The sequence below is a fragment of the Stenotrophomonas sp. CS3K5 genome (assembly GCF_059515225.1).
The window spans coordinates 337,074-363,833 of record NZ_JCAKRX010000001.1; the positions used below are offsets into that span (position 1 = coordinate 337,074).

Annotated in this window: 26 protein-coding genes; 20 read left to right on the forward strand and 6 right to left on the reverse strand. The window is 67.7% G+C overall.

The window, feature by feature from the left end:
- Window positions 1-17: 17 nt before the first annotated feature.
- Window positions 18-560, reverse strand: coding sequence for a type 1 glutamine amidotransferase domain-containing protein (locus tag AC5YGJ_RS01475; RefSeq protein WP_249844781.1), 543 nt, complete (start codon window positions 558-560; stop codon window positions 18-20).
- Window positions 561-723: 163 nt separating this feature from the next.
- Window positions 724-1,191 (reverse strand): SET domain-containing protein, encoded by a 468-nt coding sequence (locus AC5YGJ_RS01480; protein ID WP_108748844.1) that lies wholly within the window; start codon window positions 1,189-1,191, stop codon window positions 724-726.
- 210 nt (window positions 1,192-1,401) lie between these two features.
- Here AC5YGJ_RS01480 and AC5YGJ_RS01485 point away from each other — a divergent pair, with 210 nt between their 5' ends.
- The 16 genes from AC5YGJ_RS01485 (at window position 1,402) to AC5YGJ_RS01560 (ending at window position 19,477) form a co-directional block, all read left to right on the forward strand.
- Window positions 1,402-1,857, forward strand: a complete 456-nt coding sequence (locus AC5YGJ_RS01485; RefSeq protein WP_107230113.1) for an SUF system Fe-S cluster assembly regulator — start codon at window positions 1,402-1,404, stop codon at window positions 1,855-1,857.
- 17 nt (window positions 1,858-1,874) lie between these two features.
- Complete coding sequence (sufB, locus tag AC5YGJ_RS01490) at window positions 1,875-3,350, forward strand: Fe-S cluster assembly protein SufB (RefSeq protein ID WP_249844782.1); 1,476 nt, start codon at window positions 1,875-1,877, stop codon at window positions 3,348-3,350.
- Window positions 3,351-3,425: 75 nt separating this feature from the next.
- Complete coding sequence (gene sufC / locus AC5YGJ_RS01495) at window positions 3,426-4,190, forward strand: Fe-S cluster assembly ATPase SufC (RefSeq protein WP_249844783.1); 765 nt, start codon at window positions 3,426-3,428, stop codon at window positions 4,188-4,190.
- Window positions 4,190-5,452, forward strand: coding sequence for a Fe-S cluster assembly protein SufD (gene sufD / locus AC5YGJ_RS01500; protein ID WP_496185524.1), 1,263 nt, complete (start codon window positions 4,190-4,192; stop codon window positions 5,450-5,452). Before sufC ends, sufD begins: the two co-directional genes overlap by 1 nt.
- On the forward strand, window positions 5,449-6,705 hold the full coding sequence (locus AC5YGJ_RS01505; protein WP_106549258.1) for a cysteine desulfurase: 1,257 nt from the start codon (window positions 5,449-5,451) through the stop codon (window positions 6,703-6,705). Before sufD ends, AC5YGJ_RS01505 begins: the two co-directional genes overlap by 4 nt.
- Before the next feature lie 101 nt (window positions 6,706-6,806).
- A complete protein-coding gene (locus AC5YGJ_RS01510) occupies window positions 6,807-7,346 on the forward strand; it encodes a GNAT family N-acetyltransferase (RefSeq protein ID WP_107230108.1) in 540 nt (179 codons plus the stop codon).
- The gene (locus AC5YGJ_RS01515) at window positions 7,343-7,675 is read left to right on the forward strand and encodes a non-heme iron oxygenase ferredoxin subunit (RefSeq protein ID WP_496185525.1); all 333 of its coding nucleotides are present in this window, start codon (window positions 7,343-7,345) and stop codon (window positions 7,673-7,675) included. Before AC5YGJ_RS01510 ends, AC5YGJ_RS01515 begins: the two co-directional genes overlap by 4 nt.
- Before the next feature lie 680 nt (window positions 7,676-8,355).
- Entirely contained in the window at window positions 8,356-10,680 is a 2,325-nt protein-coding gene (locus tag AC5YGJ_RS01520) for a catecholate siderophore receptor Fiu (protein ID WP_496185526.1), read from the forward strand.
- Between the two features lie 49 nt (window positions 10,681-10,729).
- On the forward strand, window positions 10,730-11,407 hold the full coding sequence (locus AC5YGJ_RS01525) for a Fe2+-dependent dioxygenase (RefSeq protein ID WP_496185527.1): 678 nt from the start codon (window positions 10,730-10,732) through the stop codon (window positions 11,405-11,407).
- 164 nt (window positions 11,408-11,571) lie between these two features.
- A complete protein-coding gene (locus AC5YGJ_RS01530) occupies window positions 11,572-11,973 on the forward strand; it encodes a hypothetical protein (RefSeq protein WP_496185609.1) in 402 nt (133 codons plus the stop codon).
- 145 nt (window positions 11,974-12,118) lie between these two features.
- A complete protein-coding gene (locus AC5YGJ_RS01535; protein ID WP_496185528.1) occupies window positions 12,119-14,539 on the forward strand; it encodes a TonB-dependent receptor domain-containing protein in 2,421 nt (806 codons plus the stop codon).
- 248 nt (window positions 14,540-14,787) lie between these two features.
- Window positions 14,788-15,426, forward strand: a complete 639-nt coding sequence (locus AC5YGJ_RS01540; RefSeq protein ID WP_249844792.1) for a PepSY-associated TM helix domain-containing protein — start codon at window positions 14,788-14,790, stop codon at window positions 15,424-15,426.
- 26 nt (window positions 15,427-15,452) lie between these two features.
- The gene (locus AC5YGJ_RS01545; protein WP_004147429.1) at window positions 15,453-15,971 is read left to right on the forward strand and encodes a DUF2271 domain-containing protein; all 519 of its coding nucleotides are present in this window, start codon (window positions 15,453-15,455) and stop codon (window positions 15,969-15,971) included.
- Between the two features lie 78 nt (window positions 15,972-16,049).
- Window positions 16,050-16,853, forward strand: a complete 804-nt coding sequence (locus AC5YGJ_RS01550) for a DUF4198 domain-containing protein (protein WP_496185529.1) — start codon at window positions 16,050-16,052, stop codon at window positions 16,851-16,853.
- A 51-nt stretch (window positions 16,854-16,904) separates the two neighbouring features.
- Complete coding sequence (locus tag AC5YGJ_RS01555; protein WP_496185530.1) at window positions 16,905-17,876, forward strand: FAD:protein FMN transferase; 972 nt, start codon at window positions 16,905-16,907, stop codon at window positions 17,874-17,876.
- A complete protein-coding gene (locus AC5YGJ_RS01560; protein ID WP_496185531.1) occupies window positions 17,873-19,477 on the forward strand; it encodes a sulfite reductase subunit alpha in 1,605 nt (534 codons plus the stop codon). The genes AC5YGJ_RS01555 and AC5YGJ_RS01560 overlap by 4 nt, the downstream gene beginning before the upstream one ends.
- Window positions 19,478-19,561: 84 nt before the next feature.
- Here AC5YGJ_RS01560 and AC5YGJ_RS01565 read toward each other — a convergent pair whose 3' ends face one another.
- The 4 genes from AC5YGJ_RS01565 to AC5YGJ_RS01580 form a co-directional block, all read right to left on the reverse strand.
- Entirely contained in the window at window positions 19,562-20,167 is a 606-nt protein-coding gene (locus AC5YGJ_RS01565; RefSeq protein WP_496185532.1) for a HutD/Ves family protein, read from the reverse strand.
- 34 nt (window positions 20,168-20,201) lie between these two features.
- On the reverse strand, window positions 20,202-20,927 hold the full coding sequence (locus tag AC5YGJ_RS01570) for a murein L,D-transpeptidase catalytic domain family protein (RefSeq protein WP_004147404.1): 726 nt from the start codon (window positions 20,925-20,927) through the stop codon (window positions 20,202-20,204).
- Between the two features lie 17 nt (window positions 20,928-20,944).
- Window positions 20,945-22,033, reverse strand: coding sequence for a L,D-transpeptidase (locus tag AC5YGJ_RS01575; RefSeq protein ID WP_496185533.1), 1,089 nt, complete (start codon window positions 22,031-22,033; stop codon window positions 20,945-20,947).
- A 351-nt stretch (window positions 22,034-22,384) separates the two neighbouring features.
- A complete protein-coding gene (locus AC5YGJ_RS01580; protein ID WP_249844800.1) occupies window positions 22,385-22,711 on the reverse strand; it encodes a ComEA family DNA-binding protein in 327 nt (108 codons plus the stop codon).
- Between the two features lie 201 nt (window positions 22,712-22,912).
- Between AC5YGJ_RS01580 and AC5YGJ_RS01585 the strand changes: the two genes are divergently transcribed.
- The 4 genes from AC5YGJ_RS01585 to murU all read left to right on the forward strand — a co-directional run bounded on the left by AC5YGJ_RS01585 (window position 22,913) and on the right by murU (window position 26,534).
- Entirely contained in the window at window positions 22,913-24,406 is a 1,494-nt protein-coding gene (locus tag AC5YGJ_RS01585; protein ID WP_309341209.1) for a M20 family metallopeptidase, read from the forward strand.
- Between the two features lie 69 nt (window positions 24,407-24,475).
- Window positions 24,476-24,745, forward strand: coding sequence for a GlsB/YeaQ/YmgE family stress response membrane protein (locus AC5YGJ_RS01590; protein ID WP_108748822.1), 270 nt, complete (start codon window positions 24,476-24,478; stop codon window positions 24,743-24,745).
- Between the two features lie 56 nt (window positions 24,746-24,801).
- On the forward strand, window positions 24,802-25,827 hold the full coding sequence (locus AC5YGJ_RS01595) for an aminoglycoside phosphotransferase family protein (RefSeq protein WP_249844802.1): 1,026 nt from the start codon (window positions 24,802-24,804) through the stop codon (window positions 25,825-25,827).
- A complete protein-coding gene (gene murU / locus AC5YGJ_RS01600; RefSeq protein ID WP_496185534.1) occupies window positions 25,824-26,534 on the forward strand; it encodes an N-acetylmuramate alpha-1-phosphate uridylyltransferase MurU in 711 nt (236 codons plus the stop codon). The genes AC5YGJ_RS01595 and murU overlap by 4 nt, the downstream gene beginning before the upstream one ends.
- Window positions 26,535-26,760 lie beyond the last annotated feature (226 nt).

The following is a 26,760-nucleotide window of genomic DNA, read 5'->3' on the forward strand; positions in this document are numbered from 1 at the left end:
GGCACCACCGCCCACCATCATGCAGCCAATGCGCTCACCACCGCCTCGCTGAAGGCGGGAATGTCGTCCGGCTTGCGGCTGGTGATGAGATTGCCATCCACCACCACTTCGGCATCGCGCCAGCTCGCACCAGCGTTGGCCAGATCCTGCTGCAGCGACGGCCAGGACGTCAGTTCGCGGCCCTTGGCCAGCCCACTGTTGATCAGCAGCCAGGGGCCATGGCAGATCGCCGCCACAGGCTTGCCGGCCTCATCCAGCGCGCGGATGAAGGCCAGCGCGGTTTCGTGGGTGCGCAGCGTATCGGGATTGATTACGCCGCCAGGCAGTACCAGCGCATCGAAGCGCGCCGGATCGGCCTCGTCCAGTGGGATATCCACGGCCACCACATCGCCCCAGTTCTTGTCCTTCCAGCCCTTGATGGTGGCCTCCTTGGCCGGCGACACCACGCTCACCCGCGCCCCTTCCGCTTCCAGCAGGCGCTTGGGCTCGGTCAGTTCGGACTGTTCAAAACCGTGGGTGGCGAGGATGGCGATGTTCCTGCCCTTGAGCCGCTCTGCCATGGGTGCACTCCAGTTCGGGGGGAGTGCGCAGAGTGGCCGATCCGCCATTGAACGCGGGTGACCCGACCGTGCACGGCAGGTGCAGATGCCGACGGGTAGTGTCGGCCGCTGGCCGGCATCACGTGTGCCCCATGCCGGCCAGCGGCCGGCACTACCAGGGGTCTCAGCGCTTGGGCTGCAGCATGGTGCCGGTGCACTTGGGCGAGCCGCAACGGCACTCCCAGATCTTCTTCAGCTTCGCGGTGTGGCGCTCGGCCAGCACGATGCCGTAGTTGTAGGTCAGCTCTTCGCCGGCCTTGATATCGCGCAGCGCCTCAATGAACACCTTGTCACCGCGGCTGTCACCATCCTCGTCCTCCTCGATCACCGCCTCGCAGTTCGGGTCGCAGCTGTGGTTGATCCAGCGCGCATCATTGCCCTTGTAGTTGGCATCGATCACCCAGTCGTCATTGAGGGTGAACAGGAAGGTATGACCGCTTTCAACATCGCCGCTGTCATCGGCATCGACGTCGCCGTGGCTGCGCAGCAGGCCCTTGTACTGGATCACGCGCTCGCCCTGCTTGATCGGGGCCACGGCGAACACGCCGTTGCCATGGATGGCGGACTTGCGGGCTTGGATCTTCTTCGGCATCGGCACGGGCTGTTTGCAGCGAAAGGAAGGGGGATTCTCGCCCATTCCGGGTGATTGCGAAAATCACCCCGGTAGCGCAGCATTGCGCCCCCGGCAACGGCCCCGGTGTGTACTCCCGGCCAGGCCCCAGCGCCGGCTGAATACCCGGGTTGGATGGCGGCGAAGAAAAGCGTACAATTTCAGTCCGCTTTAAGAACCACTCGCATCCCCATGTTGCGCGTCACCAAGCTCACCGATTACGCCACCGTCGTGCTGACCGTGCTCGCCGCCCGACCGGGCGAGGTGCTCAGTGCCACTGAACTGGCCGAATTCACCGGTCTGGAACCGCCCACCGTCAGCAAGGTGCTCAAGCCGCTGGCCCAGGCCGGCTTGGTCGAGGGCCTGCGGGGTGTGCGTGGCGGCTACCGCCTGACCCGCCCGGCCCTGGAGATCTCGCTGTTTGAAGTGGTCGAAGCGATGGAAGGGCCGCTGGCCCTGACCGAATGCAGCCACGACCACCACCAGTGCGGCATGGCGCCCAAGTGCGGCGCGCGCAGCAGCTGGCGGCTGATCAACGACGTGGTATCCGAGGCCCTGCGCGATGTCAGCCTGGCCCAGATCCTGCCCCCCCTTCCCCTTGTCGATGACGAACAGCGCCGCACCATCGCTGTCGACGTCGTCTCCTGATCCGTAGGCAGCCCCCCATGGCCACCGAAACCATCGAAAACGTCGCCCACGACGACGCCCCCAACCGCGAGATCCACGAGCAGCTTGGCCGCAAGTATTCGGCCGGCTTCATCACCGAGATCGAATCGGACTCGCTTCCGGCCGGCCTGGACGAGGACACCATCCGTGCCCTGTCGGCCAAGAAGGAAGAGCCGGAGTGGATGACGCAGTGGCGCCTGGACGCCTACCGCCACTTCCTGACCATGCCGATGCCGGACTGGGCCAAGCTGGAGATCGCGCCGATCGACCTGCAGGCGCTCAGCTACTACTCCGCGCCGAAGGGCCCGAAGTACGCCTCGCTGGACGACGTGCCCAAGGAACTGCTCGACACCTACGACAAGCTGGGCGTGCCGCTGCATGAGCGCGCCAAGCTGGCCGGGGTGGCGGTGGATGCGGTGTTCGACTCGGTCTCCGTCGGCACCACCTTCCGCAAGGAGCTGGCCGAGAAGGGCGTGATCTTCTGCTCGATGTCCGAGGCCATCAAGGAGCACCCCGAACTGGTGCGCCAGTACCTGGGCACCGTGGTGCCGGTCGGCGACAACTACTTCGCCGCGCTCAACTCGGCGGTGTTCTCCGATGGCAGCTTCGTGTTCATTCCCAAGGGCGTGCGTTGCCCGATGGAACTGAGCACCTATTTCCGCATCAACGCCGGCCACACCGGCCAGTTCGAGCGCACCCTGATCGTGTGCGAGGACAAGGCCTACGTGTCCTACCTGGAAGGCTGCACCGCGCCGATGCGCGATGAGAACCAGCTGCATGCGGCGGTGGTGGAACTGGTCGCGCTGGAAGATGCGGAGATCAAGTACTCCACCGTGCAGAACTGGTACCCGGGCGACGAGAACGGCGTGGGCGGCATCTACAACTTCGTCACCAAGCGTGCCGAATGCCGCGGCGCGCGCAGCAAGGTCACCTGGACCCAGGTCGAGACCGGCTCGGCGATCACCTGGAAGTACCCGTCCTGTGTGCTGCTGGGCGACGATTCGGTGGGCGAATTCCACTCGGTGGCACTGACCCACCACCGCCAGCAGGCCGACACCGGCACCAAGATGATCCACGTCGGCAAGCGCACCAAGAGCAAGATCGTCAGCAAGGGCATCAGCGCCGGCCGCGGCCAGAACACCTACCGAGGCCTGGTCAAGGTGGACCGCAATGCCGATGGCGCGCGCAACTACACCCAGTGCGATTCGCTGCTGATCGGCAAGCAGTGCGGTGCCCACACCTTCCCCTACATCGAGGTGAAGAACCCCGGCGCCACCGTCGAGCACGAGGCCACCACCTCCAAGATTTCCGACGACCAGCTGTTCTACTGCCGTGCCCGTGGCATCAGCCAGGAAGACGCGGTGTCGATGATCGTCGACGGCTTCTGCAAGCAGGTGTTCCGCGAACTGCCGATGGAATTCGCGGTGGAAGCCAAGAAGCTGCTGGAAGTCTCGCTGGAAGGTTCGGTGGGCTGATCGCCCGCCCCCTGCCCCCTCGCAAACGCATTCTCTTTACCGGCGGGCCACGGCCCGCCCCACGGAACCCCCACCATGCTGAAGATCGAAAACCTCCACGCCCGCATCGGCGACAAGGAAATCCTCAAGGGCCTGTCGCTGGACGTGAAGCCCGGCCAGGTGCACGCCATCATGGGCCCCAACGGCGCCGGCAAGTCCACCCTGGGCAATGTCCTGGCCGGCCGTGACGGCTATGAAGTGACCGAAGGCAGCGTGCAGTTCGAAGGCAAGGACCTGCTCGACCAGGACCCGGAAGCGCGCGCCGCCGCCGGCCTGTTCCTGGCGTTCCAGTACCCGGTGGAAATCCCGGGCGTGAACAACACCTACTTCCTGCGTGCCGCACTGAACGCGCAGCGCAAGGCGCGTGGCGAAGACGAACTGGATTCCATGCAGTTCCTCAAGCTGGTACGGCAGAAGCTGGCCGTGCTGCACCTGAAGGACGAGCTGCTGCACCGTGGCGTCAATGAGGGCTTCTCCGGTGGCGAGAAGAAGCGCAACGAGATCTTCCAGCTGGCTGTGCTGGAGCCGAAGCTGGCGATCCTGGACGAGACCGATTCGGGCCTGGACATCGACGCGCTGAAGAGCGTGGCCGACGGCGTCAACGCACTGCGTGCCGCCGACCGCTCGTTCCTGGTCATCACCCATTACCAGCGCCTGCTGGACTACATCAAGCCGGACGTAGTGCACGTGCTGGCCGATGGCCGCATCGTCAAGACCGGCGGCCCGGAACTGGCGCTGGAACTGGAAGCGCACGGCTACGATTTCCTCAAGGATCGCGTGGTGCGCGAGGCGGCGGTCTGATGAGCGCGCTGCTCGACTCGATGGCCCAGGCCTTCTGCGGCAGCGATGCGCGCCGCGAAGTGCTCGACGCGGCCCTGCGTGACGGCCTGCCGGCCGCCCGCAACGAAGCCTGGAAGTACACCTCGCTGCGCCAGCTGGAGCGCCGCGCATTCGCCGCCGCACCGCTGGCCGCGCCGGTACTGGATGCCGCACTGCTGGAGGACATCCCGGCGCCGCGCCTGGTGTTCGTCAACGGCCGCCTGGATGCCGCGCTGAGCGATGTGCAGGCCCTGCCGGCCGGCGTGCAGCTGCAGCCGCTGTCGGCTGCGCTGGCGGCCGGCGAGGATGCCGTGCGTTTCCTCGGTCGCCGCTACGAGCGCAGTGAGGAGATCTTCGCCCGCCTCAACGCCGCACTGGCCGATGAAGGCGTTGTACTGCGCGTGGACGAAGGCGTGCAGGTCGAAACGCCGCTGCAACTGGTGTTCGCCAGCGTGGCTGGCGATACCGACCTGGCCTGGCACCACCGCCACCTGATCGAACTGCGTGCCGGCGCCAGCCTGGGCGTGGTCGAACACCGCTTCAGCGTGGGCGATTCGGCGCACCTGGACAACACAGTGCTGCACGCCCACGTCGCCCGCGATGCCGTGCTCAAGCATGCCCGCGTGCAGGCCGGCAGCGCGCGCCAGACCAGCTTCCTGCGTACCGACGCGGTGCTGGCACGCGATGCCCAGTACCACCGTGTCGATCTGGAACTGGGCGCCGCGCTCAGCCGCCATGAACTGAACGTGCGCCTGGAAGGCGACAACGCCCAGCTGACCGCCAATGGCGTGCTGCTCGGCACTGGCCGCCGCCACGTCGAGACCCGCCTGGGTATCGATCACATCGCCCGCGATACGAGCTGCGAACTGCTGTGGCGCGGCGTCGCCGCCAACCGCAGCCGCGTGGTGTTCCATGGTGGCATCCAGATCCGCGAAGGCGCCGACGGCACCGATGCGAACCTGTCCAACAAGAACCTGCTGCTGTCGGCAGACGCCGAGATCGATACCCAGCCGACGCTGGTGATCGACGCCGATGAAGTGAAGGCCGCACACGGTGCGACCGTCGGCCAGCTCGATGCCAATGCGCTGTTCTACCTGCGCTCGCGTGGCCTGCCGCAGGCCCAGGCGCAGGCGCTGCTGAGTGCCGCGTTCTGCCACGAGCCGCTGAAGGTGCTGCCCGAAGCGCTGCGCGAGCAGCTGGCACGCCGCCTGGACAAGGCCCTGGCCGAGGCGGGTGTGGCATGAACCTGTCCACCCCGCGCCCGATCGAAACCCCCAGCGGCGCCCCCGACTGGGACCGCGTCCGCCTCGACTTCCCGCTGCTGATGCGCGAAGTGCACGGCAAGCCGCTGGTCTATTTCGACAATGCCAACACCGGCCAGAAGCCGGTGCAGGTGATCGGCGCGGTGGACGAGTTCTACCGCCGCTACAACGCCAACGTCAGCCGCGCGGTGCATGCGCTGGGCAGCGAAGCCACCGACGCCTACGAAGGTGCACGCAACAAGCTGGCGCGTTTCCTCAACGTGCGCCCCAGCGACCTGGTGCTGTGCAGCGGCACCACCTTCGCCATCAATCTGGTGGCGTATTCGTGGGCCCTGCCGCGGTTGAAGGCCGGTGATGTGATCCTGGTCTCGCGCATGGAGCACCACGCCAACATCGTGCCGTGGCAGCTGGTCGCACAGCGCACCGGCGCCACCATCCGCGTGGCCGAGATCACCCCCGATGGCGCGCTGGACCTGGATGCGCTGCGTGCGGCAATGACCCCCGAGGTCAAGCTGCTGGCGGTCACCCATGTGTCCAATGTGCTGGGCACGGTCAACCCGGTGCGCGAGATCTGCCGTGAAGCGCGCAAGCGCGGCATCATCACCGTGGTCGATGGCTCGCAGGCTGTGCCGCACCGCAAGGTCGACGTCGCCGCGATCGGCTGCGACTTCTACGCCATCACCGGCCACAAGATGTGCGGCCCGACCGGTACCGGTGCGCTGTGGGCGCGTCGCGAGCACCTGGACGCGATGCCGCCGTTCCTCGGCGGTGGCGAGATGATCAAGGAAGTCAGCTTCGACGGCACCGTGTTCAACGATGCCCCGCACAAGTTCGAAGCCGGCACCCCGAACATCGCCGGCTTCATCGGCCTGGGCGTGGCCGCCGACTACCTGCAGCAGCTGGGCCAGGACAACGTGGAAGCGCGCGAAGCCGAACTGCTGGCGCACTTCACCGAAGAACTGCGCCGCGTTGACGGCCTGCGCATCATCGGCGAAGCGCCGGAGAAGGCGGCGGTGGTCTCGTTCCTGATCGACGGCGCGCATGCGCACGACCTGGCCACCCTGCTCGATCTGGAAGGTGTGGCCGTGCGCTCGGGCCAGCACTGCGCGCACCCGCTGCTGCAGTACTTCGGTGTGGCGGCCACCTGCCGTGCCTCGCTGGCGTTCTACAACACCCACGCCGAGATCGAGCGCTTCATGACCGCACTGACCAAGGTGCGCAAGCTGCTGGGCTGAGCCCGGCAGACGGGGTCAGATCCCTTTCGCCCAGCGAAAGGGATCTGACCCCACGCCGCTCCCCCATTTGCGCCCGCCCACCGCCCACCTAGAATGGGCCGATGAGCACCCTGACCTTCCGCGCCGCCACGTCGGCCGACATTCCCGCCCTGATCACCCTGGTCACCTCGGCCTACCGGGGCGACGCCAGCCGCGTTGGCTGGACCACCGAAGCCGACCTGCTGGACGGCGCCCGCATCGACGCCGAAGGCATCCAGGGCGACCTCGACCGTCCGCGCTCCACCATCCTGCTGGCCGAACGCGAGGGCCAACTGGTGGCCTGCGCCCACGTCGCCGATGTCGACGGCAAGGGCTACTTCGGCATGTTCTCGGTCGACCCGGCCCAGCAGGGCGGCGGCGTCGGCAAGCAGCTGATGGACGCGGCCGAAGCGCACGCCGCGCGCGAGTGGAACGTGCCGGTGATGCAGATGACGGTGATCGACGTGCGCGACGAACTGATCGCCTTCTACGAACGCCGCGGCTACCGCCGCACCGGCATCAAGAAGCCGTTCCCCTACGGCGACGAACGCTTCGGCATTCCCAAACGCGACGACCTGCGCTTCGAGATCCTGGAAAAGCCGCTGGCCGGAGCCGCCGCGTGAGCGACACCTGGACCTTCGTCTGTGCCGGCAACGAGCTGCTGCCGGGTGAAATGAAGAGCGTGTTCGACGAAGTGAACGGCACCCCGATCGTGGTGTTCAACCTCGATGGCGAGCTGTACGCGCTGGAGGACCAGTGCACGCATGAAGAGTTCGAGCTGTCCTCGGGCGAGTTCAACACCACTGAGGGCAGCGTGGAGTGTGTGCTGCACGGCGCGCGCTTCGACGTACGCGATGGCCGCGCCCTGTGCGCTCCGGCCTATACCCCGGTACCCAAGTTCCCGGTCAAGCGCGAGCACGACGCGGTCTGGACCCGCGACGACCGCGATTGAGGCCGCGCCCTACAGCACAGCAAGGGCCGAGACGCGCGGATCCGGCGAGCGGCCTGGAGGGCCTACCAGGCCGCCTCCCGGCCACCCGGACGAGCCGCCACGCCCCGCATATGCGAATCATTATCGTTTATGTTATTCTACGTAACATCTTCGTAACGACTCCGCCCCTGCGCCATGGCTTCGCCCGCGCCCACCGCCACGTTGTGCCAGCTCGCCCGCCACGCGTGGCCGCTGCTCGTGGCCGGGTTGCTGACGCTGCTGCTGGGCTGGTCGGCACTGCATGAAGGACGTGGCACGGCAACCGCTGCCATGCCCACGGTGCACGTTCCGGGTGCCGCGCCCGCGTCCCCACCCCATGCACTGCCGCACGAACAGGCGATGCACCGCGCGGAGTCCGAACCTGATGGCAGTCGCGGCGACAAGCCACCGGTGCTGCGACGGCTCTGCCTGCAGTTCCCACAGAGTGCCCCTGCGGACGCTCCGGCGACGCTGACACCGGCGCCTGCTCTGCACGCGCCGGACCGACGCCAGCCGCCCTCACAGGCACCGCCCGCGCTGCTGGCCTGACGCTCTGCTGCGCGATGCGCAGTCGCATCCGCACGCCCCGCCTTTCGCTCCATGCCCTGCTGCCGCGCCGCCTGCGCCGGCCGCCCCTTCCTGTTCCCTCTCTGCAGACGCCCATGAAACCGATCAAGAGCCGCAAGCACGCTTCACCGCTTCGTACCCTGCCGCTGGCCACCGCCAGTCTTGCCGCCGGCCTTGGCCTGGCGGCGCTGCCCGTGCTGGCCCACGCCGAAGCCGCCGACAACGCGCGCACCCTGGACAAGATCGATGTGCACGCTACCCGCGGCTACAAGGCCGACAAGGTGGCCTCGCCGAAGTTCACCCAGCGCCTGCAGGACACCCCGCAGACCATCCAGGTCATCACCAGCGACCTGTTCAACCAGCAGGGCGCCACCACGCTGACCGAAGCGCTGCGCAACAGCCCCGGCGTGGGCACCTTCTATGCCGGCGAGAATGGCAACACCACCACCGGCGACGCGCTGTTCATGCGCGGCTTCGACACCTCCAACAGCCTGTACGTGGACGGCGTGCGCGACCTGGGCTCGATCTCGCGCGATGTATTCAACATCGAGCAGGTGGAAGTGACCAAGGGCCCGGCCGGCACCGACAACGGTCGTTCGGCACCCACCGGTGCGATCAACCTGGTCAGCAAGCAGGCCAACCTGCAGGACGCCACCTCGGCCAGCATTTCGCTGGGCAGCGACCAGCAGCGCCGCACCACGGCCGACTGGAACCAGTCGCTGGGTGCCACCAGCGCGCTGCGCATCAACGGCATGTGGCAGGACAGCGACCAGCCCGGCCGCGACCACGTGCAGAACAAGCGCTGGGGCATCGCACCGTCGCTGGCCTTCGGCCTGGGCACTGCCACACGCTACTACCTCAACCTGCTGTACGTGAAGCAGGACAACGTGCCCGATGGCGGCGTGCCCACCCTGGGCCTGCCGGGCTGGACCCCGCAGCCGACCCTGGAAGCGCTGGCCGGCCACCCGGTCGATCCGGAAAACTTCTACGGCACCCGTGCCGACCACGATGACGTGACCGCGCAGATGGCCACGTTCCGCTTCGAGCACGATTTCAACGACAGCGTGCGCCTGACCAACACCGCGCGCTGGGGTCGCACCGAACAGGACTACCTGCTCACCGCCTTCATGGGCACCGGCGTGCGCGGCGCGGGTGGCCGACCGACCGGCAACATCACCTATACCAACCCGGCTGACCTCTCCAGCTACGCCATCGCGCGCAGCCTGCCGACCTTCAAGGACCAGCGCAATACCATCCTCACCGATCAGCTGAACCTGCGCGCGGACTTCGCCACCGGCGCGGTCGGCCACGCGCTGAGCGCCGGCCTGGAGTTCACCCGTGAGGAACTGGACAGCTACGGCCAGGCCGCTACCGCCGGTACCAGCTGGCCCGCCGCCAACCTGTACGATCCGGACTGGAACGTCAGTGGCCTGAGCTGGGCGCACAACGGCGCCGATGCGCACGGCAAGACCACCACCTCCTCGGCCTACCTGTTCGACACCCTGTCCTTCGGTGAAAGCTTCCTGCTGACCGCAGGCGTGCGCGCCGACCACTACAAGACCGAGTACGCCAGCGCTTCGGTGTGCGGTGGCCGCGGTGGCCCGGCCTGCGGCAGCAATCCCACCGGTACCGTGCTGCGCAATCCGACGCTGGAAGCCAGCGACACCCTGCTGAACTGGAAGCTGGGTGCGCTGTACAAGATCGGCGACACGGTCAGCCTGTACGCCAACTACGCCATTTCCCAGCAGCCGCCGGGCGGTGCCAACTTCCAGCTGAGCAGCTCGGCCAGCAGCGCCGACAACCCCAAGCTGGACCCGCAGAAGGCCAAGACCTTCGAAGTGGGCAGCAAGTGGGGCTTCATGGACGACGCACTGGCGGTGAACCTGGCGCTGTTCCAGACCGACGTGGACAACGAGATCAACACCACCGTGCTGGACGATGCCGGCAACCCCACCCAGACCGGCAGCAAGCGGGTGAAGGGCGTGGAACTGTCGGCGGTCGGCCGGGTGACCGAGAACTGGTCGGTCAGCGCCGGCTTCAGCCATCTGGATACCGAAGTGAAGGAAGGCGCAAAGGTGGCCGCCGATGGCACCACCAACCTGACCTACACCCCGGACGATACGTTCACCGGCTGGACCAGCTACGTGCTGCCTTACGGCATCACGGTGGGCGGCGGCGTGCGCTATGCCGCCGGCATGCACCGCGGCACCGACGGCGCGGTGGGCACCCCGTCGTTCACCAGATCCTACGTGGTGTACGACGCTGTTGTGTCCTGGGCGATCAACGAGAACATCTCGCTGCGCTTGAACGGCTACAACCTGTTCGACAAGCAGTACGTGGCCAGCATCAACAAGAGCGGCTACCGTTACACCCCGGGTGCCCCGCGCACGTTCCTGCTCAGCGCGGACATCCGCTTCTGATGCATTGCGCGGGGGAGCCACGCTCCCCCGCGCCCCAAAAGGAACCGCCATGCTGCTGCACATTCCCGACGTGCTTTCACCCCAGGACGTGGCGCAGGCACGCAGGCGGCTCGACGCTGCAGACTGGACTGACGGTCGCGAGACCGTCGGTATGCAGGGCGCGATGGTCAAGCACAACCAGCAGCTGCCGGATGCCTCGCCCCTGAAGGCGGAGCTGGGCCGGGACCTGCTGGCCGCGCTGAGCCGCAGCCCCCTGTTCTTCGCTGCCGCGCTGCCCCTGAAGATCCTGCCGCCGCGCTTCAACCGCTACACCGGCGGTGGCACCTACGGCTTCCATGTCGACGGCGCGGTGATGAACCTGGGCAACGGCGAACAGCTGCGATCGGACATCTCCTGCACCCTGTTCCTGTCCGATCCGGACGAGTACGAGGGTGGCGAGCTGATCATCAGCGACACCTACGGCGAGCATGAAGTGAAGCTGCCCGCCGGCGACCTGATCGTGTACCCGTCCAGCAGCCTGCACCAGGTGCGGCCGGTCACCAACGGCGCGCGCGTGGCCTCGTTCTTCTGGGTGCAGAGCATGATCCGCGACGACGTGCAGCGGCGCCTGCTGTGGGAGATGGACGGCTCGATCGAGCGCCTGCGCCAGACCGGTGGCGACGCCGAGGCGGTGCTGCAGCTGACCGGCGTGTACCACAACCTGCTGCGGCGCTGGAGCGAGGTCTGAGCTGCTTCCGACGGCCCCGCGATCTTTTGGCAATCATTCTCATTTGCAACGGCTAACAGCTCTCATTACAATCACGCCCCGTTGATGCCGGCCACTGCCGGCGACCGCCCGGGGATTCCTGCTTGCTGCGCCTGCTCCGCCCTCGCCCACTGATCCATCGCAAGATGGGCACCGCCATGCGCGGCCAGCGTCCCGCGCTGGCCAGCCTGCTGGCGTGGGTGGCGATGCTGGCGTTGCTGCTGGGCACGCTGCCGCTGCTGCCGCATCCGGCCACAGCGATGACCGTGCAGATACCGCTGGAAGAACGTGGTGGCGAAGGCCCGTTGCAGGAAGAGGCCCCGGCCAAACTGCGCCGCTGCGCCTCCACCCCGGTGAAAGCGGCCGAGAAGGCGCCGCCGCCGCTGTTGCTGGCCAACCAGTGGCTGCGCACCGAACTTGAACTCGTACCCGCCACGCCGGCCATGCCCGGCGTGCGCCCGGACTGGCCGCTGGCCGCTCCGGACACGCCCTGGGTCGATGCGCCCGGGCGTCGCCAGCAACGCGGCCAGGCGCCGCCGCTCGCCTGATCCACGGCCCGACGTGACCGCCTGCGCGGTCGCGCCCGCACGCCGCTGCCTGCTTCATCCCTGCCGCCCCTGACCGGGCTTCCCGTGCATGCCGCGCCCTTCGCGCCCGGCATCGCACCTCTCTGCATCTTTCGAGGTAACTGCCATGGCCCAGCGCCATCGTGTCCGTTCGTCCCTGTCCCGCCGCCTGCTGACCAGCGCCGTGCTGGCGGCGATGGCGGCCCCTGCTTTCGCACATGGAGAGATCGCCGGCGCCCCGCAGACGCTGGACAAGGTGGTGGTCACCGCCTCCGGCTTCGAACAGAAGGTGGTCGATGCGCCGGCCAGCATCAGCGTGGTCAGCCGCGAGGAGCTGAGCAAGCGCCCGTACACCAACCTGGTCGATGCGCTGCGCGACGTCGAAGGCATCGACGTCGGCCTGGAAGCCACCGACAAGAACGGCCGCGCCACTGTGTCGATGCGCGGCCTGCCCTCCGAATACACCCTGGTACTGATCGACGGCCGCCGCCAGAGCAATGTCGGCCAGCTGTATCCGAACAACTTCGGCGGCGGCCAGTTCGCCTACCTGCCGCCGCTGGATGCCATCGAGCGCATTGAAGTGGTGCGCGGCCCTATGTCCACGCTGTACGGCTCGGACGCGATGGGCGGCGTCATCAACATCATCACCCGCCGCAACCAGGACAGCTGGCATGGCGCGCTCACCCAGGGCTTCACCGTGCAGCAGGACGACCAGTTCGGCGATGCACGCACCACCGACCTGTACCTCAGCGGCCCGCTGCTGAAGGATCGCCTCAGCCTCGCCGTGCGCGGCAGCTACTACGATGCCAAGGCATCGAACCCGGAATGGGATGCACTGACCCTGCCCGACGGCACGCTGTGGGAGCGCAGCATCGGCTTCGGTGGCGGTGGCAAGTCGGTGGCCAACACCAACTGGAACACAGGCGTGCGCCTGGACTTCCGCGTCAACGATGACCACGAACTGTGGCTGGACTACGACGTGTCGCGGCAGAAGTACGACAACACCGAAGGCCAGACCGGCACCCTGGACAGCCTGGCCAGCCTGTGGCGCGTCGGCAATGCGGTCATCCCGAACCCGAACGGCAGCGGCACGTCCACCCGCCGCGTGGTGCAGCCGCGCGTGGGCTACACCGCCTACCAGCGCTACGAGCGCGACCAGCTGTCGCTGACCCACCAGGGCCGCTACAGCTTCGGCACCTGGCAGACCTCGCTGACCCACAGCAAGAGCAGCAACCTGGGCCGCTCGCTGCCGCTGACCCTGGACGAGCGCGCCAACCTGCAGACGCTGTGGAACGACGTGTGCCGCCGTACCGGCGCGGCCAACAACTGCGCCGCCGGCCGCAACAATGCCCTCACCGCACTCAACGCCAGTGAACAGGCCCGCCTGCAGGCGTTCCTGCCGCGTCCGCTGCGCACCATGGAACTGGAAGGCTACGTGCTCGACACGATGCTCGACCTCGACTTCGGCGCACATAAGCTCACCGTCGGCGGCCAGTACAACGACACCGACATGATCGACGGCGTGTTTGGCATGGACGGCGCCGGCTACCGCAGCAACACCAAGCAGAAGCACCGCATGTGGGCGCTGTTCGCCGAGGACAACTGGGCGCTGACCGACACCCTCACCGCCACCTTCGGCCTGCGCTACGACGACCACAACATCTTCGGCAGCCATCTCAGCCCGCGCGGCTACCTGGTGTGGAACGCCAGCGATGCGTGGACCTTCAAGGGTGGCGTCAGCACCGGCTACAAGACCCCGCGCCCGGACCAGCTGTTCCCGGGCATCACCGGCTTCGGTGGCCAGGGCGTGCTGCCGCTGGTGGGCTCGCCCAACCTGAAGCCGGAAACCAGCACCAACTACGAGCTGGCCGCCTACTACGAAGGCCAGCACTGGGGCTTCAACGTCACCGGTTTCATCAACACGTTCGAAGACAAGATCGCCAGCGGCGGCACCTTCCCGAACTGCGAAGTGGCGCCGGCCGGCGGCGGTTACTGCGTGGACATCGGTCCGGGCTGGGCCGCGCTGGGCTACAGCACCTTCACCCAGAGCGTGAACATCGAAAAGGCCGAGACCCGTGGTGCCGAACTGGCCGGCCACGTCGACCTGCTCGATAACCTGCAGCTGCGCGGCAACTACACCTGGACCAAGAGTAAGCAGACCAGCGGCCCGCAGAAGGGACTGCCGATCACCGGCACTACTCCAGCCAAGCACATGGCCAACGCCAGCCTGAACTGGCAGCTCAACGAGGCCATCAGCCTGTCGCTGATCGGCGAGGGCCGCTACGACCGTTACCGCGACACGCTGCTCGACGCCAACGGCGTCAGCCAGACCCGCTACTACGAGGACTACACCCTCTTCCACCTCGGTGGCAGCTGGAAGGCCACGCCCTGGCTGACGGTGAACGCGCGGGTCAACAACCTCTTCGACAAGGACTTCGTCTCGCAGTCGTGCCTGCTGATCAGCCCGAGCGAGTTCAACTGCGTGGACGACTACGCGACCAAGGATCAGCGCCGCAGCTACTGGATCTCGCTCAACGCGACGTTCTGATCGCCGCGCACCGCGCTGCTGCGGTAGGTGCCAACCTAGGTTGGCACCGCCCTGCCCTGGTGGGTGCCAACCTTGGTCGGCACCGCTTCACCCACGCATGGCGTGGAACTACCGACCGGCGGTAGCGGTAGTGCCGGCCGCTGGCCGGCAACCGCCACCACCCCGTCTGGGATACAGAAAGATACGCAATTGCGAGCTATTCTCATCAATGATGTAATGGGCAGTCCCCGTCCGCCCCGAACCGTGCCGTGAGCCGTCCCGCCTCCTCCACCGTGCAGCAGCAACAGAGCCGTGGCTTCTGGCTGCGGACGCTGCACCAGTGGCACTGGATCAGCTCGGCGGTCTGCCTGATCGGCATGCTGCTGTTCGCGGTGACCGGCCTGACCCTCAACCACGCGGCGAAGATCGAAGCCAAGCCCCAGGTGCAGAACCAGCACCTGGAACTGCCGCCCGAACTGCTCGGCCAGCTCGGCACGCACGAGGACGGCAATGCACCGATCCCGCGCCCGGCGCGGCAATGGCTGGATGCACAGCTGGGCATCGCCATCGGCGGCCGCCCCGCCGAGTGGTCGGCCGAGGAGATCTACCTGTCGCTGCCACGCCCCGGCGGCGACGCCTGGCTGAGCATCGATCGCGAAACCGGCGCGGTGGAGTACGAATCAACCTCGCGCGGCGTGGTGTCCTACCTCAACGACCTGCACAAGGGCCGCAATGCGGGCCCGGCGTGGGGCTGGTTCCTGGACCTGTTCGCCGTGGCCTGCCTGGTGTTCTGCATCACCGGCCTGTTCCTGCTGCATCTGCATGCGCGGCAACGGCGCATGACCTGGCCGCTGGTCGGCCTGGGCCTGATGATCCCGCTGCTGATCGCCCTGCTGCTGATCCACTGACTTTCCCTCGTTTCCGGAGCCGCCCCATGCGCGTCACCCTGACCATCGCCCTCAGCGGCCTTTTGGCCACCTCGCCGGCCTATGCCACCACCCTCGACATCAATGTCGAAGTGCCCAAGCTCAACGTGGCCGAATACCACCGCCCGTATGTGGCGGTGTGGCTGGAAGGTGCCGACCAGAAGGTCGCGGCCAACCTGTCGGTCTGGTACCAGCAGACCAGCAACAGCGAAGGCCATGGCACCAAGTGGCTGCCCGATCTGCGCCAGTGGTGGCGCAAGAGCGGCCGCACCCTGCAGGTGCCGGTGGACGGCGTGACCGGTCCGACCCGCCCGGCCGGCAAGCACGCGCTGTCGTTCAACGACAAGCAGCCGGCGCTGAAGCAGCTGGCACCGGGCAACTACACCCTGGTGGTGGAAGCGGTGCGCGAAGTCGGCGGCCGGGAACTGCTGAAGATCCCCTTCACCTGGCCGGCCACCGCCGCGCAGAACGGCAAGGCGCAGGGCGCCACCGAACTGGGCCAGGTCACCCTCGCCGTAAAGCCGTAACTGCCTGAGCGGGGTCGGATCCCTTTCCGTTGGAAAGGGCTCTGACCCCACCCACCCAACGTCCCTGGAGTCTTCCGCATGAAGCGCACGCTCGTCCTCGCCGCCGCCCTGGCCGCTGCCCTTCCCTTCTCCGCCCTGGCCCACAAGGCCTGGCTGCTGCCCTCGCAGACCGTGATCGCCGGCAACGCGCCGTGGATCACCGTCGACGGTGCGGTCTCCAACGACCTGTTCTACTTCAACCACGTGCCGCTGCGCCTGGAATCGCTGGTGATCACCGCGCCGGACGGCAGCAGCGTGCAGCCGCAGAACGCGGCAACCGGCAAGTACCGCAGCGTGTTCGACCTCGAACTGAAGCAGGCGGGCACCTACCGCATCGCCTCGGTCAACGACGGCCTGTTCGCCACCTACGAACAGAACGGCGAGCGCAAGCGCTGGCGCGGTACCGCCGCCACCTTCGGCGAACTGCCCAAGGACGCGAAGAAGCTGGAAGTGAGCCAGTCGGTTGGCCGCGTGGAGACCTTCGTCACCAACGGTGCGCCGAACGCCACCGCGCTGAAGCCGACCAACCACGGCATCGAGCTGGTCGCCGTGGGCCATCCGAACGACCTGTTCGCCGGCGAGGAAGCCACCTTCCGCGTGCTGGTCGATGGCAAGCCGACCGCCGGCCTGGAATTCGAGATCGTGCGTGGCGCCACCCGCTACCGCAACGCGCAGGACGAGCTGAAGCTGACCAGCGACGCCAAGGGCGAGATCAAGGTGACCTGGCCGGAAGCCGGCATGTACTGGCTGGAAACCGGCACCGAAGACAACAAGACCTCGGTCAAGCAGGCTGCCAAGCGTCGCCTGAGCTACGTGGCCACGCTGGAAGTGCTGCCGCAGTAATGTGGACCGCGATGCCGGGCACATCCCGGCATCGCGCCCGCCCGCCCCGCCATGACCGATTCCCTGCACGACATCGCCCGCCTCGGTGGCACCACCATGGGCACCACCTGGAGCGTGTCGCTGGTGGCAACGCGCCAGCGCGACCTGCACCCGCTGCACGCCGGCATCCAGGCGCGACTGGATGAGGTGGTCGCGCAGATGAGTACGTGGGAGGCCGGCTCGGATCTCAGCCGCTTCAATCTGGCCGCCGCCGGCCAGTGGTGCATGCTGCCGGCCGAGACGCGCCGGGTGCTGGCCTGCGCACAGGCCATCGCCGCCGCCAGTGACGGCGCCTTCGATCCCACCGTCGGCCCCCTGGTTGCGCTGTGGGGCTTCGGTGCGCATGCCGGTGAACGCCGCCAGCCCGACGTGGCGACGCTGCAGGCCACGCGTAAACGCTGCGGCTGGCAGCACCTGCACTGGCAGGACGACGCACTGCTGCAGCCGGGCGGACTGGAACTGGACCTGTCGGCGATCGCCAAGGGCTTCGGTGTCGATCACGTGGCCGACTGGCTGCGCAGCCAAGGCATCACTGCTGCACTGATCGAAGTCGGTGGCGAACTGGCCGGTTACGGCCGCAAGCCGGACGGCCAGCCCTGGCGCGTGCTGGTGGAATCGGCGCCGGAAGAAGACGCACACACCGAGACACCACCACGGGTGCTGGCGCTGGACGGCAAGGCCGTCGCCACCTCTGGTGATCGCTGGCACCAGTACCAGGCCGATGGCCAGGCTTTCAGCCACAGCCTCGACCCGCGCAGCGGCATGCCGGTACGCCAGGCCGCCGCCGCCGTGACCGTAGTGGCCGACGACGCGATGCACGCCGATGCCTGGGCCACCGCCTTGACCGTGCTCGGCCACGATCAGGGCCTGGCGTTGGCCGAGCGCGAGGGCCTGGCCGTGCGTTACCTGCAACGGGCCGTCGAAGGCCCGCGCGAGTTCCTCAGCAGCGCCTTCCAGCGCCTGCTCGACGAGCAGGACGCATGAGCGCACGGCCGTCGCGCGCGCTGCTCGGCAACACGCTTGTACTGATCGCGCTGGCGGTGATCGGCTGGGCGCTGCTGCACCTGCACCTCGGCGAATCCTGGTGGCAGGGCGCGCCGCCGGGACGGCAGCAGTTGATCGCCGCGGCCGCGTCCACGCTGTATGCGCTGGCCTGCGCCGCACTGTGGTGGCGGGGCCGCCCGCGCGACGACGCCGCATCCGGCGATACCCTGCCGCTGCTGCTGGTCTGGTCCAGCCAGACCGGCTTTGCCCGCGAACTGGCCGAACGCAGTGCCGAGGCATTGCGTGGTGCCGGCGTGCCGGTGCGTGTGCGCGGTCTGCATGAGGTGGACGCCGCACTGCTGGCCGACAGCCAGCGAGCCTTGTTCGTCGCCAGCACCACTGGCGAAGGCGACCCACCCGATCATGCGCTGCCGTTCCTGCGCGGGGTGATGGCCGCGCCGCCTTCGCTGCAGCACCTGCATTACGGCGTGCTCGCACTGGGCGACCGCAGCTATGGCCACTTCTGCGGGTTCGGCCATCACCTCGACCAGTGGTTGCGCCAGCAGGGCGCGCATCCCCTGTTCGATGCGATCGAAGTCGACAACGCCGATCCGGCCGCACTGCGCCACTGGCAGCAACTGCTCGGCCAGCTCGGTGGCGGCGCCAGCGAGCTGCCCGACTGGAGCCCGGCCGAGTACCAGCCATGGACGCTGCAGCAGCGCGCGCATCTGAATCCCGGCAGCCCCGGTGGCGCGGTGTATTGGCTGCGCCTGCAACCGCCGGGTACGGCCGATGTGCAGTGGCAGGCCGGTGACATCGCCGAGATCGGCCCGCAGCATGCACGCCACACCGCGCGCGCGTGGCTGGTGGCGCAGGGCTTGGATGCAGATGCGGTGCTGGACGATGGACAGACACTGCTGGCCCGTGTCGAACGCTCGCACCTGCCCTCGCTGGTTCCCCCCGGAGATCTATCGGCGTTGCTGGCGACGCTGCAGCCGCTGCCGCATCGCGAATACTCGATCGCCTCAGTGATGGCCGACGGCGCGCTTGAACTGCTGCTACGGCGCCAGCTGCGCAGCGATGGCACGCCCGGCATCGGCAGCGGCTGGCTGTGCGACCACGCCGTGATCGGCGAGCAGGTGCAGCTGCGCCTGCGCCGCAATGACAACTTCCATGGCGTGGCGCCCGAGGTGCCCCTGCTGCTGATCGGCAACGGCACCGGCATCGCCGGCCTGCGCGCGCACCTGCACGAACGTGCCCGCGGTGGCGCTCGCCGTACCTGGCTGCTGTTCGGCGAGCGCACCGCAGCGCACGACTTCCACTTCGGTGAAGAACTGCAGGCGATGCAGGCCGACGGCACGCTGGCGCGATTGGACGCGGTGTTCAGCCGCGACGGCGGCGCGCACCGTTACGTGCAGGACCGGTTGCTGGCCGAGGCGGCGGCGCTGCGGCAATGGGTGGATGAAGGCGCGACGATCCTGGTCTGCGGCAGCCTGCAGGGCATGGCCCCGGCGGTGGATGCAGTGATCGAGCAGGTGCTGGGAGCGGACGGCAAGGAAGCGCTGCTGCTGGCCGAGCGTTACCGGCGGGATGTGTATTGAGGTCGCCGCATCCACGCATGGCGTGGATCTACTGTAGAGCCGAGCCATGCTCGGCTGGCCGTGCCCACCGGCGCCAACGAATCATCACGCCGCCGCACTCACCCGGATCGCCAACAACTCGCCACCGCCCTGCAACGCATGCCGCTGCCGTTCACCCGCCGACAGCCACGCGGTATCGCCGGCCTGCAGCGGCGGCAGGCCACTGTCGGCACCGAACTCCGCGTGCCCGGCCAACAGGTGCAATGCCCAGGCCACGCCCGGTTCGCAGAAGAAAAGCATCGAGCCCACCAGCGGCCGATGCAGCAGTTCGGCCTGCAGCAGATCGCGCTTCCACATCAGGTTGAAGTCGTGGGTGGTGCCATCGACCAGTTCGCCCTGCAGCGTTTCCTCGCCGGCAAAGCGCACGCGCCCATGTGGCGGCAGCACCTCGGCCACGCGGCCGTCTTCAAAGCGCAGGCGCACGCCATTGCCCTGCAACAGCACCAGTTCACGCTCCACACCGGGGAAGGCGGAGAACGCGGCATCCTGTTCGATCTCGGCCACCGACAGGCGCAGCGCCCAGTCGTCGCCCTGCGCGGGCAGGCGCAGGATCTCGCGCGTCCAGCCCAGGCCGTTGCGCCAGCGTTCGCGGCGGTAGTCCAGGCGGGAGATGACCTGGCTCGGAGTGTGCAGCAGGGAATCGACGTTCATCGGCGCATTGCATCATGCCGCGCGCCGTCGTGCATCACCGCGTGGCGAGCGTGCCCTGGCCACCACACTCGCCGCCCAGCAGCTGCGAGTGCTTCAGCCAGTCCTGATCGGGGTAATACGCGAACACCATCGTGCCACCGCGCAACGCGTCGATGAGGGGCTTGGCCACCGACAGGCGCACCGCCGGGCAACCCAGGCTGCGACCCAGCCGCCCCTGCAGCTGCGCGGTCGCCGGGTTCACGTAGGGCGCGCCGTGGATGACGATCGCACGCTCGCGCGCGCGGTCGTTGAAGCCCGGTTCCAGCCCGGCCAGGCGCAGCGAATAGCCGTTGCCGCCCATGTAGGTCTCCTGCGCGGTGAACGCGCCGAGACTGGACATGAAACTGCCATCGCGGTTGGAGAAGTGCTCGGTGCGGTTCTCGCCGCTGTTGCGCCCATGTGCCACCCATTCCTCGAACAGCAGGCGCTGGTGGGCCAGGTCGAACACCCACAGGCGCGGCTCGGTGGACGGCCGCGAATAATCGATCACGCTGAGGCGATCACCGTTGATGCCCAGCTCGGGCCGCTGCAATGCGCAGCGCATGGCGTGCGCCGCCAGCTGCAACACGTGGCGGTCGGCCTTGGGCGCACTACGCGACAGCAGCGCAGCCAGATCATCGGCAGAGGTGGCGAGGGCGGGCGTCTGTGCCAGCGCCGGGGCGCTGGCCGAGGTCGCCAGCAGGCCGAACGCGGCCAGCCGGCACAGGCGGGATGCAGTCATGGGCACAACGAGGGGGCTCAGTTGCCCTTGAGGGTGGACCCTGGCGGCTCGGATTCCAAGACCGGCTGCATTCCGGATTCAGCCGGGCTTGGGCGGACCGCCGGCAGCGAGGTCACCAGCAGGGTCGTGCCCGGCACCAGCACCTGGTACAGCTGGCGGGCGAAATCGGCCGGCAGCGCCATCGGCAACGACGGCGTGGCCAGCAGGTCCGGCGTGGCCTGGGCACGGTCCTGGCCCAGCAGCGGATAGGCCGTCCACTGGTGCAGGCGCTGGTTCACATCCAGCGGGCTGGGCGTGTCGCTGTAACCCTGCCCCATCACGAACAGGGTGGTGCCCTGGAACGCCGGCAGCGCGTCAGCTTTCAGTGGCGACTCGCCGATCATCACGCCATCACGCAGCACGTACAGACGCTGGTCGTGCAGGCTGACCAGGATGCCGACCTGCCCGGCCGGGGCCGCGCTGTCGTTCCACCAGGCCTGCGCGCTGGCGCCGCCCTCGGTTTCCGGCAGCACCTGGCCGCGCGCGTTCACCGGCGCCAGCACCGACGGGTAGGCCAGCGTCATCGGCGAGCTCTTGGCATCAGCCACGACCACCGTGTCGCCGCGCTGGGTTTCGCTGAACAGCTTCTGCGCGAAGGCCTGTGGCAGGCGCACGCAGCCATGCGAGGCCGGATGCCCGGGCAGGCTGCCGCCGTGCAGGGCGATGCCGTCCCAGGTCAGCCGCTGCATGTAGGGCATCGGCGCGCTGTTGTAGAGGTTGGATTTGTGGTCCTTGTCCTTCTGCAGGATGGTGAACACCCCGGTGGGCGTTTCATGCCCGGCCTTGCCCGAGCTGATCGTGGTCAGGCCGATGGCGATGCCGTTGCGGTAGACGTAGGCACGCTGCTCGTCGAGGCTGACCACCAGCACGATCGGGCCGGTGGGCGAGATTTCCGGATGCCACAGGTACTCGCCCGGCTTGAGGTCGGTCGGACCGCGTACCTCCGCCGTGCTGGCGGACGCAGCCACAGGTTTGGCGGGCGCAGCGGCACGGGCCATGAGCGGCAGGGCCAGGGCCAGGGCAAGGGCAAGGGCGAACATCAGCGTCGTGGGGCGGTACAGAGGCATCCAGCGGCGATCCTTTCCATGCGAGGCGGTTACCGTACCGCATCGGCGCGTGGTGGCCGCGGCAAGAACGGACGCCACAAATGAAATTGCCCGGCGACACAGCCTTGTGTCGTACCGGGCAATCGTTACATCCCTGTCGGCCTGCTGCCGTCCCCTCGCTTCCTGCGCTGTGGGGACAGCGTTGCTTCCTGCACGCGGCCGCGTTCGTCCTGCTTGTATCTCAGCCCCTTCCACAGGTCTGTGATGCCACCGTCCTGGTGATTGGTGCCGCGTCCTGCGGCGGTCGGTGGGCACGGCCTTCCTGCCCGTGCCCGATGAACCAGCCTCCTGCCGGTTCCGACGATCCTGCTGTCAGCGCCTGGGTACGGTTCGCACCGGTACCGATCCGGGTACCGGATCCGCCGGCAACGCCCTGTTGCCAACGGTGATCCGCTGTCGATTCCGTTCGACGATTGCTTTCCCTATCCCCTTCACCTGCGTCAGGTCCTCGACGCGGTGAAACGGGCCGTGTCTGCGCCGGTGCTCGACGATCGCCTCGGCCTTGACGGCTCCGACCATCGTCAGTCCCTGCTGCAGCGCCTGGGCATCGGCCCGGTTGATGTCGATCGGAGCGGCGGCGTGCGCCCCTGCGATCCACATTCCCAGTACCAGTGCCCTCAACACGACAAACCAAGGCACGACGTGTATCTCCTTGTGGTTCGGGTGGCCCCTCCCGGCAATCCCGCCGGTAGGAACAGTGTCCGTCTCCACATGTGCACAGCCTATCGGTTTCCCGCGTTCCAGTAAGCCAGCCAAATACCCGACGTGATGTAGGAAAAACCCTACCCTCGGCACAGGCGTAGAATGGCCGGATCACAGCCCATGCAACCGGAGTTTCAGATGGACAGCGCCAAGCTCGGCCAATTCGTCAATGACAAGTGGGACAGCGAGATCGTCCCGCAATTGGTCGACTACATCCGCATTCCCAACAAGTCGCCGATGTTCGACGCCAATTGGGTGCAGAACGGCTATATGGAACAGGCAGTCACGCTGATGGAGAACTGGGCCAAGGCCCAGCAGCTGCCCGGCCTGAAGGTCGAGGTGGTGCGCCTGGAAGGCCGTACCCCGCTGATCTTCCTGGAAATTCCGGCTACCGGCGCCGAGACCGGCGACGACACCATCCTGCTCTACGGCCACCTGGACAAGCAGCCGGAAATGACCGGCTGGGACGACGACCTCGGCCCGTGGACCCCGGTGCTGCGCGGCGACAAGCTGTACGGCCGCGGTGGCGCCGACGACGGCTACGCCATCTTCGGCTCGCTGGCTGCGGTGCTGGCGCTGCAGGCCCAGGGCCTGCCGCACGCCCGCTGCGTGGTGCTGATCGAAGCCTGTGAAGAATCGGGCAGCTACGACCTGCCGGCCTACGTCGACCACCTGGCCGACCGCATCGGCAAGCCGTCGCTGGTGGTCTGCCTGGATTCGGGCTGCGCCAACTACGACCAGCTGTGGTGCACCACCTCGCTGCGCGGCCTGACCGGCGGCAACTTCACCGTGAAGGTGCTCAACGAAGGCGTGCATTCCGGCGATGCCTCCGGCGTGATCCCGTCCAGCTTCCGCCTGCTGCGCCAGATCCTTTCGCGCATCGAGGACCAGGACACCGGCCGCATCCTGATCGACGGCATGAACGTGGAGATCCCCGCCGAGCGCCAGGAGCAGGCCAAGCGTGCTGCCGAAGTGGTCGATACCGAGATCTTCGAGAAGTTCCCGATGGTCGACGGCCTGCGCCCGATGAACGAAGACCTGACCGAGCTGGTGCTCAACCGCACCTGGCGCCCGGCGCTGTCGGTCACCGGCATCGGTGGCATGCCGCCACTGGAATCGGCCGGCAACGTGCTGCGCCCGCAGACTTCGGTGAAGCTGTCGCTGCGCCTGCCGCCCACCGCCGATGGCAAGACCTGCGGCGAACTGCTGAAGGAAGCGCTGCTGCGCGACCCGCCGAACGGCGCGCAGGTCACCCTGGACCTGGAAAAGGCCTCCACCGGCTGGAACGCTCCGGCCATGGCGCCGTGGCTGACCCAGGCCATCGACGACGCCAGCCAGGCCTTCTTCGGCAAGCCGGCGATGTACATGGGCGAAGGCGGCTCGATCCCGTTCATGGGCATGCTGGGTGAGAAGTTCCCGGGTGCACAGTTCATGATCACCGGCGTGCTCGGCCCGCACTCCAACGCGCACGGCCCGAACGAGTTCCTGCACATCCCGATGGGCAAGAAGGTCACCGCCTGCGTGTCCAAGGTGATCAGCGAGCACTACGCCGCCAGCCTGCGCGGCGAGACCAGCGGTTCGCCGGTGGCTGCCGACAGCGGCACCCGCCACGGCGACCACGGCTGCTGCTGATCCGGCACCCGTGACGGACGCAGCCTGGCCTTGCTAGGCTGCGTCCACACTCAAGCGGAATCCGCGCGCATGAATGGTCTGTTCGGCAGCAGCAGCTGGCTGTACATCCTGCTGGTCGGCTTCTTCGTCGGCCTGCTCGGACGCTTCTTCATGCCCGGCAACAACCGCATGGGCTGCCTGCTGACCATCGTGCTGGGCATCGTCGGCGCGCTGGTGGCCGGCTGGTTCGGCCAGTACATGGGCTGGTACCGCCCCGGCGAGCCGGCCGGTTTCCTCGGCGCGGTGGTCGGCGCGGTGGCCGTGCTGGCCTTGATGCGCCTGTTCAGCCCACGCCGCTGACACCCCCTTTCCTCTCTCCTGAGCGTGGCGCGCTTGGCGCGCCCGGAACTGCCTGCATGACCGAACCCGCCTCCGACCCCCAGCGCAGCGCGCAGCGCCTGCAGTGGGCCCGTACCCAGCTTGATGATGCCAACGCGGTGGCCGAGCGCGCCTCGGTCGATGCCGGCATGCGCAGTTACTGGCGCACCACCAGCACGCGCGGCAGCCACATCGTGATGGACGCGCCGCCGGGGCTGGAGGATCCGCGGCCGTGGCTGCGCATGCGTGGCCTGCTGCATGACCATGGCCTGCGCGTGCCCGCCTTGCTTGCACAGGATCTCGACGCCGGTTTCCTGCTGCTGGAGGATCTTGGTGGCCCGACGCTGGCCAAGATCCTCGACGAACGCAATGCCGATGAATGGTTCGACCGTTCGATCGAACAGCTGCTGCGCCTGCAGGCGATCCCGGTGCCAGCTGATTTCGGCCAGTTCGGTGAAGCACTGCTGCAACGCGATGCCGGGCTGTTCGACGAATGGTTCCTGCAGCGCCATCTGAACCTGGAACTGGACTGCGGCGACATCGAAGGCCTGCAGCTGGTACATCGCCGGTTGATGGACAACGCATTGGGCCAGGCCCAGCTGATGACCCACCGCGACTACATGCCGCGCAACCTGATGCCGGTCGACAACGGCCCCGCGGTGCTGGATTTCCAGGATCTGGTGCGTGGCCCGATCGCCTACGATGCGGTGAGCCTGTTCAAGGATGCGTTCCTTAGCTGGCCGCTGCAGCGCGTGGACGAATGGCTGGCGCAGTACCACCAGCGCGCGCTGGATGCCGGCCTGCCGGTGCCCGACCGCGCCACCTTCCTGCGCGATGCCGACTGGATGGGCGTGCAGCGCCACCTGAAGTGCCTGGGCATCTTCAGCCGCCTGCGCTACCGCGACAACAAGGGCCACTATCTGGACGACGTGCCGCGCTTCATCGCCTATCTGGACGAAGTACTGCCGCGTTACCGTGAGCTGGCACCGCTGCAGCAGCTGCTGGAGACACGCATCAAGCCGGCGCTGGCCGAACTGGCTGCACCGATGCGCGTGACACGATGAAAGCGCTGATCTTTGCCGCGGGCCTGGGCGAGCGCATGCGCCCGCTGACCCTGCACACGCCCAAACCGTTGCTGGAGGTTGCCGGCAAGCCGCTGATCGTGTGGCACCTGGAGCGCCTGGCAGCGCTGGGCGTGCGCGAGGTGGTGATCAACACCGCCTGGCTGGCCGAGCAGTTTCCGGCGGTGCTGGGCGATGGCAGCCAATGGGGACTGCACCTGCATTTCCTCCACGAAGGGGCGACCCCGCTGGAAACCGGCGGCGGCATCCTCAACGCGCTGCCGGTGTTGGGCGAGGCGCCGTTCCTGGTGGTGAACGGCGACATCTGGACCGATTTCGATTTCGCCACGCTGCCGCGCGAGCCGCAGGGCCAGGCGCACCTGGTACTGGTCGACAACCCGGCACAGCACCCTCACGGTGATTACCGGCTGGACCCACAGGGCGTGCTGCATCACGACCGCGAAGGACCGTGCCTGACGTATGCGGGCATCGGCGTGTACCGCCCTTCGATCGTGGCCGATTGGCGCGCGGTGATCGGCGATGCGCCGGGCAGCGAGCGGGTGCCACCGAAATTTTCGGTGGTACCGCTGCAGAAGCACTTCATGGCGCAGGGATTGATGACCGGGCAGCACCATTGCGGGCGCTGGACCGATGTCGGCACCGTGGATCGCCTGCGTGCGCTGGACGCGGAGTTGGCGGCGAACGGCTGAGCCCCTCGTGGCTGGGCGCTCCAATCAAAAGCCGCGCTTGGCCGGGCGGGGTGGGTTCGCGGGGGACGCCGTGAACCCGTCCATGGGGGCTTGGCCGCGGCATCCATGCCGCGGACACCCCCGCGCCCCCCCCCCGCCCGGCCTCTGACAGTTTCCGTGCGCGTCCAGCCACGGAAAAGAAAAAGAAAATCAAAAGCGGGTCGCTGCGCTGCGCTTGCTCATCTGT